The 13064-nt window shown below is 68.8% G+C and carries 10 protein-coding genes and 1 pseudogene; 8 read left to right on the top strand and 3 right to left on the bottom strand.

Going from position 1 to position 13064, the window contains the following annotated elements; genetic code table 11:
- Positions 1–67: 67 nt before the first annotated feature.
- Positions 68–1122, bottom strand: a pseudogene (locus QM582_RS10530) (IS3 family transposase); the annotation flags it as partial.
- Between the two features lie 388 nt (positions 1123–1510).
- Between QM582_RS10530 and QM582_RS10525 the strand changes: the two are divergent.
- From QM582_RS10525 to QM582_RS10515, 3 genes are all read left to right on the top strand, one after another.
- Entirely contained in the window at positions 1511–1687 is a 177-nt protein-coding gene (locus QM582_RS10525) for a hypothetical protein (protein ID WP_415084199.1), read from the top strand.
- A 1-nt stretch (position 1688) separates the two neighbouring features.
- Positions 1689–2027 carry a MauE/DoxX family redox-associated membrane protein gene (locus tag QM582_RS10520; protein WP_415084197.1) on the top strand — a complete coding sequence of 113 codons (339 nt, stop codon included), beginning with the start codon at positions 1689–1691 and terminating at the stop codon, positions 2025–2027.
- Positions 2028–3107: 1080 nt separating this feature from the next.
- Positions 3108–4442 (top strand): serine hydrolase domain-containing protein, encoded by a 1335-nt coding sequence (locus tag QM582_RS10515; RefSeq protein WP_415084195.1) that lies wholly within the window; start codon positions 3108–3110, stop codon positions 4440–4442.
- Positions 4443–4605: 163 nt separating this feature from the next.
- Here QM582_RS10515 and QM582_RS10510 read toward each other — a convergent pair whose 3' ends face one another.
- Entirely contained in the window at positions 4606–5628 is a 1023-nt protein-coding gene (locus QM582_RS10510; protein ID WP_415084193.1) for a ketopantoate reductase family protein, read from the bottom strand.
- Between the two features lie 153 nt (positions 5629–5781).
- Positions 5782–6786 (bottom strand): iron-siderophore ABC transporter substrate-binding protein, encoded by a 1005-nt coding sequence (locus QM582_RS10505; RefSeq protein WP_415084191.1) that lies wholly within the window; start codon positions 6784–6786, stop codon positions 5782–5784.
- Between the two features lie 94 nt (positions 6787–6880).
- Between QM582_RS10505 and QM582_RS10500 the strand changes: the two genes are divergently transcribed.
- The 5 genes from QM582_RS10500 to efeO all read left to right on the top strand — a co-directional run bounded on the left by QM582_RS10500 (position 6881) and on the right by efeO (position 12912).
- Complete coding sequence (locus tag QM582_RS10500) at positions 6881–7933, top strand: FecCD family ABC transporter permease (RefSeq protein ID WP_415084189.1); 1053 nt, start codon at positions 6881–6883, stop codon at positions 7931–7933.
- Positions 7930–8988 (top strand): FecCD family ABC transporter permease, encoded by a 1059-nt coding sequence (locus tag QM582_RS10495; protein ID WP_415084187.1) that lies wholly within the window; start codon positions 7930–7932, stop codon positions 8986–8988. The genes QM582_RS10500 and QM582_RS10495 overlap by 4 nt, the downstream gene beginning before the upstream one ends.
- Positions 8988–9797 (top strand): ABC transporter ATP-binding protein, encoded by an 810-nt coding sequence (locus QM582_RS10490; RefSeq protein WP_415084185.1) that lies wholly within the window; start codon positions 8988–8990, stop codon positions 9795–9797. Before QM582_RS10495 ends, QM582_RS10490 begins: the two co-directional genes overlap by 1 nt.
- A gap of 273 nt (positions 9798–10070) precedes the next feature.
- Entirely contained in the window at positions 10071–11666 is a 1596-nt protein-coding gene (gene efeU / locus QM582_RS10485; RefSeq protein ID WP_415084183.1) for an iron uptake transporter permease EfeU, read from the top strand.
- Positions 11656–12912, top strand: coding sequence for an iron uptake system protein EfeO (gene efeO, locus QM582_RS10480; RefSeq protein WP_415084182.1), 1257 nt, complete (start codon positions 11656–11658; stop codon positions 12910–12912). The genes efeU and efeO overlap by 11 nt, the downstream gene beginning before the upstream one ends.
- The last annotated feature ends 152 nt before the right edge of the window (positions 12913–13064 follow it).

Here is a 13064-nt window from a genome sequence, read left to right as displayed (position 1 = left end):
ACATCCTCTCCAGCGGTCCCTGACAAGGGAACCCGCCAAGACGGTGTCCGGGCTACGGGGTCAACCCCAGTCCGTTGATGGTTTCCATCAACGCGTTGTTGTATGCGTCTCTGACGCTGCCGATGCTGGCGGCGATCCCCTCCAACTCGAGGTGCTCGGTGAGCCGGAGAGAGGTGTATCGGCTACTGGCGTCGGAGTGGTGGATCAACTGCCGGCATCCTTCGGGTGGCCTTCCCGCAGCGCGATGCGCGGCGGGATCATGACCAGGTCGGCGTCCTTGCCGGTCATCGCGTTCCAGGCCACGATGCGTTGAGAGAACACGTCCACGATGAACGCGACATAGACCCAGTCGGCCCAGCACCTGACGTAGGTGAAATCGGTCACCCAGACCCGGTTCGGGCGGTCGCAGTGAGGTCGCGGTTCAGCAGGTCACCGGGCCGGGTTCCGTCCTTGGCCTGGGTCGTGGCCCGAACACCCTTGGAGCGGCATACTCCTGACAGGCCGAGCAGCCCAATCGCCCGATTCACTGCGCCGGGGGTGGCCTTGGGCAGGGTGCGGCGCACCAGGGCAGCCATTCTGCATCGCCCGTACAGGCCCTCGGGTGCCAGCTTCGGCCGGCCATCGCAGCCGGTGGTCCGGGCCAGCTTCCGCACCTGGTCGACGACCCGGGCGTCACTGATCGTGCGCGCGGCCGGCGGGCGGGTCCGCCAAGTCCGCCACGTGCGTGCAGCAATCTGGCAGCCCTGCTCACGCAGTGCCTGGCAGATCGACTCGACTGCCCACCCCTGGCTGTCCTACTCATCGATGAACGCCAGGCTCAACGGTTGCGGGGGTCGAGCTCCCCACGAAGAAGGTCGCGGCCGCCTCTCAGCACCGCCACGTCCTCCTTCAGCCGGGCGTTCTCCGCCTTCAACCGGCGGATCTCCTCCCCCTCGATCCCGGTCATCCCTCCCCGGCACCGATGTCCACCTCGGCCCGAACCACCCAGCGACGGACCGTTTCCAGGCCCAGATCCAACTGCTTGGCCACCGCGGCCGCTGTCACCGACGGATACTCCTGCTGGTGCTCTGTCACCAAACGCACCGCCCGAGCCCTCAACCCCGGATCGATCTTCTTTGGCATGACTACATCCTTCCAACTCGAACGGATACGGGGCCGACCCTGGCACGCTTCACTCGGCTTCCGAAACCTCACCAACTATGTCGCACGCAGCCTGCTCGAAGTCGGCGGATTAAGGCCCCGCCTACACCTCCGATTCCGATGAGACCAATAGCCTGTCGTGCCGTCCGACGGCACAGCCCCAACACCTCTACCAGACGCACTCTGACAAGGAAGAACGCAACCAAATCACCGAGAACGGGGCCGCATGTACAGACTTGGCCAGAAATTGAACCGGTCTTTCTCTTGTGGAGGCACCAATGCGTCTGGTAACGTCGCTGCCACACCCGGGGGCACGGTCGCACAGTGTGGAGTTCGTTGCGGCGAAGTGCATCAAGCAGGAAGGGGTGGCGTGACCATGGAGGCGTTGTCGCTCGGGCTCCGGTTGACAGTGGCAGGGATGCTGATCCTCGCCGGTATTCTCAAGTTTTCGATAGGTATGCAGCGCCTCATGGAGAAGGTCAGCGCTTTTCGACTTGTTCCCACCTTCGATCGTCTCACCACTCGCGGCGCTACTTCCTGCAACTGAGGTGTTCATCGGCCTTGGGCTCGCAGTCAATGGGGGCCATCCGTGGTTGCTCGCGGCCACCTGCATGCTCGTCGCCTATACAGTAGCTATCATCTCAGTCATGGCACGAGGAATCACAACCGAATGTGGCTGCTTTGGCACCCTGCACAAGAGTGAGGCCAACGGCCTATTGATCGTCCGAAACTCGACCATGATCGCGGCACTAGCCCCGAGTCTCGTCTGGCACGAACTTGCCATCTCCATTCCATTGCCTGGACTGGTGGTCGGATGGGCGCTGGTGATCACTTCGGCGACCGCATTGTATCTCACAAACGCCGCCTATCGACTCGACTCGCATTGACAAAGGCAAAGCATGATCTACCCCATGAGTCTATTACAGGAAGGGCAAGCCAATGAGGCTAAATAGACGAAGTCTGCTTTCCGCCGCCAGCGCCCTCGGGATTGGGGGCATTGTATCAGCCCTCTTCCCCGAGATCGCGGCAGCCTCCAGCGGTGCAACAGGCGTGTTGGCCTTGTGGGAGCCGGGTGAAGTGAGCAGGCTACGCAAAGCAACTAGGGACGAGCTTGCACGCTACATGCCCTATGTCGAGGAAGATCTCGCCGGCATTGAGGGACGAGTTGGGCGTCGTTCCACTGACCTGGATCCGATGATGTCGATTGGTCGAGCTTCGGGAGTGACCATGGTGGCAGTCGCACTGCCGGTCGGAGAGCAGGGCATCTATGTTCGCCAACTCGAGTTGGACAAGAAGGGCCTTGTCAGACGCTCATCCACCACTCTCTACTCGGCCAGCGAAAAGGACCAGGAAGTCAGGTTGCTGGGTCGAGGAGTCAATGGCCTGGCCGCTCTTCAGGACGAGAGACGAGTGTCGTCGGCAATGCAAAAACTCAGTTGCAGAGCAAATGAGTACGTGTGTCGCACCTATGCCAGCTATAACACCATGGGCATACTGGCCTGCTGTGGAGGCTGCCTGTGGGCCTTCTCCGCGGGCTACTGGTGGGGAATTTCGTGCGCCATCATATTGTGTAGTGCGTGCATGAGCCAGAACTGCACAGGAGGTTATATTTATGCGTGCTGCAAGAGGTTCTGAAGGCGTCCAGGGTAAGCATCGCTGGATGGGCAGCAGGATTGCCTACTCCATATTCGGTGCCATATTGTTCACGTATCTCTGCTTCGTTTCGTGGCTCTCATCGAACGCAGCCCAGCCGGGCGAGCCACACCGCCTCGTGGTGGCATCGTCGCTGATCTTCCTGTGGGCATCCTGGTTGGCCGTGATGGTGGTGGGCGTTCGCTCATCGTTTCAGCCGCCGCCCCGATGGATGCTGGGAATCTGCGGAATCTGCGTCGCTGTGTCGGCGATGCTAGGGCTCCTGATCGTGTAGGCCGGGCGCGATCCTGCAACTGCTGGAGTAGCCTCCGGCCATGCGTCGTCGCGGGCGGCTGTGGCCGCGGATCCTGCTGGGCCTGGTGGTGCTGACGCTGGTCGTCGCGGTCGGCGGGTACTGGTACGAGCGTCCGCTGCTGCGCACCGGCACCGGGTACGCCGCACACAACGCCTGCGCGCTGGACGTGATCGCCCGGAGTCCGGCCGATGCCGACCTGCCGCCCAACCCGCTGGTGCCCTACCTCCGGTTCGGTGCGGCGTCCGACGGCTATCCGGTTTCGGTGCTGGGCGTGCTGGCCACTCAGCGGGCCTGGCCGGTCGACGGCTTCGGCTGCACGCTGGCCGATGAGCGTCCGTCCCTCGGCCCGGCGACGCCGATCTCCGCGCGAGGCAATCCGATTGCCGGCCAGCCGTTGCCTGCCGCCGATCCGGGGTTGGACGCCGCCCTGGCGCGAGCGTTCGGCGACGATCTCGACCCGGCGGGACGGGAGCGATTGGGCACCCGGGCCGTGCTCGTCGTCCGCGATGGACGGATCGTGGCCGAGCGTTACGCGCCCGGGTTCAGCGCCGAGACTCCGCAGCTGGGCTGGTCGATGGCCAAGAGCGTGACCAGTCTGCTGACCGGAGTGCTGGCGGCGCAGGGCAAGGTGTCGCTGTCGGACGACCGGCTGCGTCCGGAGTGGACCGACGAGCGCGCCCGGATCACCGTCGAAGACCTGTTGCGGATGCGCAGCGGCTTGAACTGGGACGAGACCTACGATCTCGGCACCACGATCACCACCATGCTTTACGACCGGCCCGACATGGCCTCCTTCGTCGCCTCGCAGCCGCTGGCGTCTCCGGTGGGCGCCGCGCAGCAGTACTCGTCCGGGTCCACCACCCTGCTCTGCGGGGTGCTGCGGACGAAGACCGGGCAGGGCGCCGATCTACCGCGGGCCGAACTGCTGGCGCCGCTCGGGCTGGCATCGGCGGTCTGGGAGGCGGACGCGTCCGGCACGCCGGTGTGCAGTTCGTACCTGTGGGCGACCCCGCGCGACTGGGCCGCGATCGGCCAGTTCGCGCTCACCGACGGGGTGTGGAACGGACGCCGTCTGCTGCCCGAGGGCTGGATGCGGCAGACCACGACCGCGATCACGCCGGCCGCCGCGGAAGACCCGAACTACGCCGCCGGCTGGTGGACCAACCTCACCTCCACCGGCTCGCTGGCCGCACCATCGCTGCCGCGGGACGCCTACTGGGCAGCCGGCCACGACGGCCAATTGCTGTACGTGGTGCCGTCGGAGAAGCTGGTCGTCGTCCGGCTCGGTTTCTCCCCCGCCGCCGACGACATCCGCACCGATCAACTGGTGGCGGACGTCATCGCCGCCAGGTGATCGGGACGGTTCTCAACGGTCGGGGACGGTTCTCGCCGGTTGATTTTCGTCAATCGGGGACGGTTCTCGCCGGGTAGGTCTGTCCCCTGTGGTCGATTTTCGACGCTCGAGAACCGTCCCCAACCGTTGAGAACCGTCCCCGACCAGCGAGAACCGTCCCTGGTCAGCGGAGGCGGGCGAGCAGGGCGTCCGGGTTGTGCCGGTAGGCGTCGAGGCTCAACTCACCGGCGGTGAGGGCTTCCAGGGTCGAGGTGAGCAGGGCGTTCACCGGGGTGGGGACGCCGACCTGGGCGCCGTGCCGGGCGACGGCGCCGTTGAGGAAGGAGACCTCGGTGCGGCCGCGTCCGGCGTGCAGGTCGATGTGGAAGCTGGGCATCTTGTCGCCGCGGCCCGAGCCGAGCGCCTTGGTCAGCGCCGGCTGGGCGATCAGCCGGGGCAGCCGGGTGGCCAGCGCCAGAGCCCGCACCGGCGTCCCGGGCAGGTCGACGACGCCGTGGCCGAGCGCCTTCATCACCGCCAGGCATTCCCGCAGCACCGCCACCTCGATGCTGTAACTGCGCTTGTCGGAGAACAATTCGGCAACGGTCCGGTCGAGGATCGCGGAGGTGGCGTTGCCGGTCAGGTTGGTCAGCAGCTTCGACCACTTCATCGAGCCGGCGTCGGCGAACAGGCGTCCGGAAAGCCCGGCCTTCTCCAGCGCGGCGACCAGCGGCTCGCTGAGCCGGTGACCCATCGCCACCCCGATGCCGCGATGCTTCTCCTCCACCACCTCGCCGACGCCCGGCTTGCTGACCGCGGTGGCCACCGTCCCGGCCAGCACCCGGTCCGCACCCAGGGTCTCGGCGATGGTCGGCTCGTTGTCGACGCCGTTCTGCAGCGACAGGATGCTGGGCACCTCGTGCCCGGTGGCGACCAGCTCGTCCAGCGCCGTCTGGGTGTCGAACGACTTCAACGCGAACACCCCGACGTCGTACGGACCGGCGGCCAACGCCTCGGCGGCACTGCCATGCATGGTCACATTGGTCACCACCCGGGTGGCGTCGGCGGTGCGCACGGTCAGCCCACGCGACGCGATCGCCGCGGCGGTGTCGGGTCGCTCGATGAAGCTGACGTCCTCGCCGGCGGCGGCCAGGCTGCCGCCGACGTAGGTGCCGATCGCGCCCGCGCCCAGGAAGAGGAACCTCATGACAGGACTCTCCCCGCTCCGGCGTCCCCGGGCAAGCGGACGCGGCGGCGTCCGAACTGAAACGCTCGCCCAACTACTTCGGGCTCGCCGAACTTCGCGAGCGGGAAATAGTTAGGCGAGCGCGGGGTGGGGTTCAGCGGACGCCGGACCGGGTCACTTCAGCGCGGACTCCAGCTTCGGCACCAGGTTCTCGATCGCGTACTTGGTGGCGATGGTGGTACCCAGCGAGTAGGCCTGGGAGAGGTCGCCGTCGATCACCACGGCATGGCCGCTCTTGACCGCCGGCACGGCCTTCCAGGCCGCGTCACCGGTGAGCTGGTCGGTCTTGATGAAGATCGGGAAGGCGACCACCACGTCGGCGTCGATGTCGTCCAGCTTCTCCGGGGACAGGCTGACCGAGAAGCCGGTGGCGTCCGGCTTCATGGCGGCGATCTTCGGGTTCTGTACGAAGCCGAGGTTCTGCATGAAGGTGACCCGCTCGCTGCCCTCGATGTAGGCGCCCCAGCCGTCGGCGGTCTTGGTGGCCGCGGTCATGGTCTTGCCCTTCCAGCCCGGGTGGGCCGCGGCGGCCGCGGTGAAGGCGTCCTGGACCTCCTTGAGCAGGGCGGCGCCCTTCTCCTTCTCACCCAGGGCGGTGGCGATCATGGTGACCTGCTGCTCCTGGCTGGTCAGGTAGCTGTCCGCGCCGGTCGGGACGCCGATGGTCGGGGCGATGCTCTTCAGCCGGTCGTAGCGGGCCTGGTCGCCGGAGCTCTTCACGTCGAGGATCAGGTCGGGCTTCAGCGCCGCGATCTTCTCGTACGACGGCTCCATGGTGCCGATGATCTCCGGCGCCTTGGTGTAGAGGCCCTTCGCCCACGGCCCGACCCCCTCGCCGCCGAAGCCGAGCCAGTCGGACGCGCCCACCGGCTGGACGCCGAGCGCCAGCGCGGTCTCGGCGTCGCCCCAGCCCAGGGCGACCACCGTGGTTGGCTTGGCGGCCACGGTCACGTCACCGAATTTGGTGGAAATGGTCGCCGGGAACGCGCCCGCGCCGGAGGCCGACTCCGACGGGGCGGCGGACGGCGCCCCGGTGCTGGCCTGGGTGCCGGAGGAGCAGGCCGACAGGCCGGCCAACAAGGTGGCCACCACGGCCGTCGCGAGTACTCGTAGACGCATCGGATTCCTTCGCTCGATCTGATGGGAATGACGACGCGATCCCACGGATCGCGCCTGGTATGGGGTTAGGTAAGGCTAGCCTATGATCTCCTGCGTGACCGCCGTCCGTCCGCGCCCCGACGCCTCGAGTGCACCGATCACGCAGCAGCGCTCCCCCGCCGCCCGCGCGGTCGGACTGCTGGTGCTGCTGGTGGCGCTCGGCCTCGCCGTGATCGCCAGCCTGGCGGTCGGCGCCCGCTCCATCCCACCGCTGGAGGTGCTGCAGATCCTGCTCGGCGACCGCGGCGGGCAGAACGCCGTCGTGGTCGCCCAGCTCCGGGTGCCGCGCACCCTGATCGCGATCGTCGCCGGCGCCGCGCTGGGGGTCGCCGGCGCGCTGATCCAGGCCGTCACCCGCAACCCGCTGGCCGACCCGGGCATCCTCGGAGTGAACGCCGGCGCGGCGTTCGCTTTGGCGCTGGGCACTGGTCTGCTCGGCATCTCCGGCACCCTCGGCACTCTGACGCTGGCCTACGTCGGGGCCTTCGCGGCGTCCCTGCTGGTCTACGCGATCGGTTCGCTGGGACGCGGCGGCGCCAGCCCGGTGCGGCTGATCCTGGCCGGCGTGGCGCTCGGCGCGGTGCTGGCCGGCGTGACCCGCGCCATCGTGCTGACCGACCGGGAGCGGTTCGCCGGCATGACCGCCTGGGAATCCGGATCGTTGCTCGACCGGGACGCCGGGCTGCTCACCCTGGCGGCACCGCTGACCCTGCTCGGGCTGGGCATCGCGCTGGCCATCGGCTCGTCGCTGAACGCGATCGCGCTGGGCGACGACCTGGCCTCCGCACTGGGCGCGAACGTGTTCCGCACCCGGGTGCTGGCAGTGACCGCGGTGATGCTGCTGGCCGGCACCGCCACCGCGCTGGCCGGGCCGATCTCGTTCGTCGGTCTGATGGTGCCGCACGCCGTCCGCTGGATCGTCGGGCCCGACCAGCGCTGGATCATCGGCTATTCGGTGGTGGCGGCGCCGACCCTGTTGTTGCTGGCCGACGTGCTCGGACGCGTGGTGATCGCGCCGGCCGAACTGCCGGCCGGCATCGTCACCGCCCTGATCGGCGCACCGGTGCTGATCTTCCTGGTCCGGCAGCGGAAGGCGAGCGAACTGTGAGCGCCGAGGTTCGGCAGAGTGCCCATGCCGGCAACCCGCGGCTGGGCAGCTTCCCGGTCCCGGTCGTCGGCGGCTGGGCATCGGTGCGCGGCCTGCTGGTCGCCACCGTGGTGACGGTGATCGCCCTGGTGCTGGCCATGCTCGCGCTCGGCCTGGGCGACCTGCCGCTGAGCCCCGGCGAGGTGCTGCAGGCCATGTTCGCCACCGACGGCGGCTTCACCTCCACGGTGGTGCGCGACTGGCGACTTCCCCGGGTGCTCGGCGCCCTGGTGTTCGGCGCCGCGCTCGCCCTCTCCGGCGCCATCTTCCAGTCGCTGACCCGCAACCCGCTGGGCTCGCCGGACGTGATCGGCTTCGCCACCGGCGCCTACACCGGCGCGCTGCTGGCGCTCACCGTGATCGGCGCGGGTGCGATCTCGGCCTCGGTGGGGGCGCTGGTCGGCGGCCTGCTCACCGCTCTGGTGGTCTACCTGCTCGCCTACCGGCGCGGCATGCAGGGCTTCCGGCTGATCATCGTCGGCATCGCGGTCACCGCCATGCTGCACGCCGCGAACCTCTTCCTGCTGCTCCGCGCCCAGGAGGAGGTCGCGATGGCGGCGGCGATCTGGGGCGCCGGGTCGATCTCGCTGCTCGGCTGGCCGACCCTGGTCCCGGCGATCGTCGGGCTGGTGCTGTGCTCCCCCGGGCTGCTGCTGGTGCCCAACCTGCGCCAGCTGGAACTGGGCGACGACGCCGCAGCCGCGCACGGCGTCTCGGTGGAGCGATCCCGGATCGGGCTGGTGCTGTTCGCGGTGGCCCTGGTGGCGATCGTCACCGCCAGCACCGGACCGATCGCCTTCGTCGCTCTGGCCGCCCCACAGGTGGCCCGCCGGTTGACCGGCAGCGCCGGCATCCCGCTGGCCTCGTCCGCCGCCGTCGGCGCGCTGTTGCTGCTGGGCGCCGACCTGATCGCCCAGCACGTCGTGCCGGTGGACGTGCCGGTCGGAATCGTCACCGTCGTGCTCGGCGGTGTGTATCTGCTCACCCTGTTGGTTCAGGAAGCGAGGAGCCGCTGATGACAGCCCAGGAACCCCTGCGCGCCCCACGGTTGCGTGCCGAGGGGGTCACGCTGCGCTACGACCAGCGGGTGGTGAGCACCGGTCTGAGCGTCGACATCCCCGACCAGGAGTTCACCGTGATCATCGGCCCGAACGCCTGCGGCAAGAGCACGCTGCTGCGGTCGCTGTCGCGGCTGCTGCGTCCCGCGGAGGGTCAGGTCACCCTGGACGGCCGCTCGCTGGACGCCTACAAGCCCAAGGAGTTCGCCCGCCAGGTCGGGCTGCTGCCGCAGTCGTCCATCGCCCCGGACGGGATCACCGTGGTCGATCTGGTCAGCCGGGGACGGTTCCCGTACCAGAAGCTGGTCCGGCAGTGGACGCCGGCCGACGAGGACGCGGTGCGCGGCGCGATGGCCGCCACCAACGTGGCCGAACTGGCCACCCGCGAGGTGGCCGAGCTCTCCGGCGGCCAGCGGCAGCGGGTCTGGGCGGCGATGGCGATCGCCCAGCAGACCCCGGTGCTGCTGCTCGACGAGCCGACCACCTACCTCGACCTCACCCACCAGATCGAGATGCTCGACCTGTTCGCCCGGCTGCACCGCGACGGCACCACCATCGTGGCGGTGCTGCACGACCTGAACCAGGCCGCTCGCTACGCCAGTCACCTGGTGGTGATGAAGGCCGGCCGGCTGATCGCGGCCGGTCCGCCGGCGCAGGTGCTGACCGTCGACCTGGTGCGTGAGGTGTTCGAGTTGAACTGCCTGGTGATCGACGACCCGGCGTCGGGCACGCCGATGGTGGTGCCCACCGACGGCCGCTGGCGCTGACCCGATTCCATCGCGCGATGAATACCGATTTCCGCGCTCGATGGCCGCGGCCGGGTTGCTGAAACGCTTCAGCGACTCCTCGAGCGCGGAAATCGGTATTCACCGGCTGGAGAGATCTTCGGAGCGGCGGGGGACGGGTCTCATCCTGGACCTCGTCCAAAGCGTCACCGCCGGGGCAATACAGTGGCTAAGGTTAGGCAAAGCTAACCAACCGCAGCGGCCACCGGAGCTGAGGCCCGCGCGGACCACCGACACCCAACGCGGACGGCAGACGTGCTCGCAACCTTCATCATCGGCCTGCGTGAGGGGCTGGAAGCGGCCCTGATCGTGGGCATCATCGCGGCCTTCCTGCGCCGGCACGGGCGTTCGCTGACCCCGATGCTGATCGGCGTGGGCGCCGCGATCCTGCTCAGCCTGGGCGTCGGGGTCGGACTGCGGATGGTCGAGACCAGCCTGCCGCAGGCCGCGCAGGAAGGCATGGAGGCGATCATCGGCGTCGTCGCCATCGTCTTCGTGACCGGGATGCTGCTGTGGATGAACAGCAACGCCGGCGGATTGAAGCGCGAACTGGAGAGTTCCGCCGACCACGCCCTGGGCGCCGGCACCGGCCGGGCGCTGGTGGTGATGGCGTTCCTGGCGGTGCTCAAGGAGGGCTTCGAGAGCGCGGTCTTCCTGCTGGCCACCTTCTCGGCGTCTACCAACGCCGGGCTGGCCGCGACCGGCGCCGCCCTCGGCATCCTGACCGCCGCGGTGATCGGCTACGGCCTCTACACCGGCGGCATGCGGATCAACCTGGGCAAATTCTTCCGGGTCACCAGCGTCTTCCTGCTGCTGGTGGCGGCCGGCCTGGTGGTGAACGCGCTGGGCAAGATGCGCGGCGCCGGCTGGCTCAACGCCGGGCAGGCCGCCACCGTCGACCTGTCCTGGCTGGCACCACCCGGGTCGGTGCAGGGCGCGCTGTTCACCGGCGTCCTGGGGATCCCGCCGGATCCGCGGGTGATCCAGGTGGCGGCCTGGTTCGCCTACGTCGTCCCGATGGCCCTGTACGTCTACTGGCCGAAGAAGTGGCGGCCCAGCGCCCGCGGCGCGGTGCGGCTGCGCTACGGCCTGGCCGGCGCCCTGGTGCTGGTCGCCGCGGTGCTGTTCGGCGTCCTCGGTCCGGCCCAGCTGCCGGCCCTGGGGCCGGCAGCCCTGCTCGACCGGGCCGGCCAGCCGGCCGGCAGCGTCCGGGTGGATGCCGGTCGCGCGGTGATCACAGTCGGCGCCGCCGAATCCACCATGCCGCTCACCGGCGGCGTCCCGGAGGCCCATCGCACCGTGCCGGACGCGGTGGTCTACCAGCAGTCGCTGGAGCCGACCGCCGCGTCCGCGCTGCCGGCCAGCCTGACCCTGGAGGAGCTGGTCTCCCTCAACGGCGGACGGTTGCCGGTCGGCATCAACCCGCAGCTGGCCAAGGGCCCGTTCACCGCGAATTGGTCGCACACCGGGGAGCGCCGGCTGTGGCTGATCGGCGGCGAGGTGCTCGATTTCGTCCAGACCGAGTCCACCACCGCGACGATCAGCGGCGGCGGGCTGCAGCATCCGCGGCTGCTGACCCTCAGCGGACGGCTGAGCGACGGAACCCAGCTCGGCTCCGGCTCGCTGACCGTGGACGACACCCGGGTGCAGGCCGCCGCCGGCGCCGCCCTGCAGGTCCGCACCGAGCAGGTGGAACGCGAGTTCTGGGGCCGGACGCTGCCCGGCCTGCTGCTGTTGGCGGGCTTCGCCACCCTGTTCACCGCCGCGCGCGCCCAGCGCCGGCTGACCCCGCCCGACCCCGTGGTCGTGGCGTCCGAATCCGAACCAAGGAGGAATCTCAATGTCTCATAAGTCCCACGCGGTGACCGGCCTAGGTGCCGTCATCGCCCTGGCCACCGGGTTGACCGGGTGCGCGTCCGGCAGTTCGCCGAGCAGCCCGGCAAGCAGCGCCGCGCCGTCCGGGTCGTCCGCCAGCACGGCTCCGGTGGTCAACGGCGTCGCCCAGATCAAGGTGACCCTGACCGGCGGTGACAGCGGCGACAAATGCACCGCCGACTACGCCACCGCCCCGGCCGGCCCGATCACCTTCACGGTGGAGAACGTGAGCTCCACCGCGATCACCGAGGTGGAGCTGCAGAGCGAGCTGAAGATCCTCGGCGAGAAGGAGAACCTGGCGCCCGGCCTGCCGGCGTCGAGCTTCACCGTCACCATCGACGGCGGCCAGTACACCCTGTACTGCCTGGGCGCCACGCCGCAGACCCAGCCGTTCACCGTCACCGGGCAGGCTGCCGCGGCACCGACCGGCAGCACAGCGACGCTGCTGAACCAGGGCGTCAAGGACTACGCCACCTGGGTGGGCACCCAGGCAGACGGGCTCAAGTCGGCCGTCGCCGAGCTGAAGAAGGCCGTCGACTCCGGCAACGTGGACACCGCCAAGGCCGCCTACATCCAGGCCCGTCCGTTCTACGAGAAGATCGAATCCGACGTCGAGGGCTTCGTGATGCCCGGCTTCAAGGTCGACGACAACAAGGGCAACCTCGACTACCTGATCGACATGCGGGCGTCCAATCTTGACGAGAAGGTCGGCTGGTCTGGCTTCCACGCCGTCGAGCGCGACCTGTGGAAGGCCGGCAAGATCACCGATTCGACCAAGAAGTACGCCACCGACCTGGACGCCAACGTCGGCAAGCTGGTCGACGTGGTGAAGACCCTCGAATTCAAGCCGGAGGATCTGGCCAACGGTGCCGCCGCGCTGCTGGAGGAGGTGCAGTCGGGCAAGATCACCGGTGAGGAAGAGGAGTTCAGCCACACCGACCTGGCCGACTTCCACGCCAACCTCGAAGGTGCCCGGCAGGCCTTCGCCTACTTGCAGCCCGGCCTGGAGAAGATCGATCCCGATCTGGTCAAGCAGGTCGTCACCCAGTTCGGCAACGTGGACGCCGCGCTCGGCGAGCTGCGGACCAAGGACTCGGCGACCGGCTACCTGGCCTGGACGCCCGCCAACCGGGACAAGCACCGCAAGGCCCTGAGCCAGGCCGTGCTCGCCCTGCAGCAGCCGATGCAGAAGATCGCCGAGAAGGTCGCCACCGCCAAGTGAGGCCGCGGCCGGACGGCCCCGGGTGGGAACGGAGCAGAGAATGACTGAGGAATCGAAACCCGATCCTTCGGACAGCCCTGCCCCGTCCCAGCCGGGGCCGTCCCCCGCCGAGGCGGCAGCGGCCGCGGCGGCAGCGGCCGCGGCGGCAGCGG

Origin of the sequence: Micropruina sp. (genome assembly GCF_047607385.1) — a bacterium.
In the GTDB taxonomy this organism is placed as follows: Bacteria; Actinomycetota; Actinomycetes; order Propionibacteriales; family Propionibacteriaceae; genus Micropruina.
This window is presented reverse-complemented; position numbering and strand designations above follow the sequence as displayed.

Excerpts from the sequence above, each read along its gene's own strand:
- QM582_RS10515 (WP_415084195.1), top strand. The coding sequence starts at position 3,108 with ATGCGTCGTCGCGGGCGGCTGTGGCCGCGGATCCTGCTGGGCCTGGTG.
- QM582_RS10510 (WP_415084193.1), bottom strand. The coding sequence starts at position 5,628 with ATGAGGTTCCTCTTCCTGGGCGCGGGCGCGATCGGCACCTACGTCGGC.
- QM582_RS10505 (WP_415084191.1), bottom strand. The coding sequence starts at position 6,786 with ATGCGTCTACGAGTACTCGCGACGGCCGTGGTGGCCACCTTGTTGGCC.
- QM582_RS10490 (WP_415084185.1), top strand. The coding sequence starts at position 8,988 with ATGACAGCCCAGGAACCCCTGCGCGCCCCACGGTTGCGTGCCGAGGGG.
- efeO (WP_415084182.1), top strand. The coding sequence starts at position 11,656 with ATGTCTCATAAGTCCCACGCGGTGACCGGCCTAGGTGCCGTCATCGCC.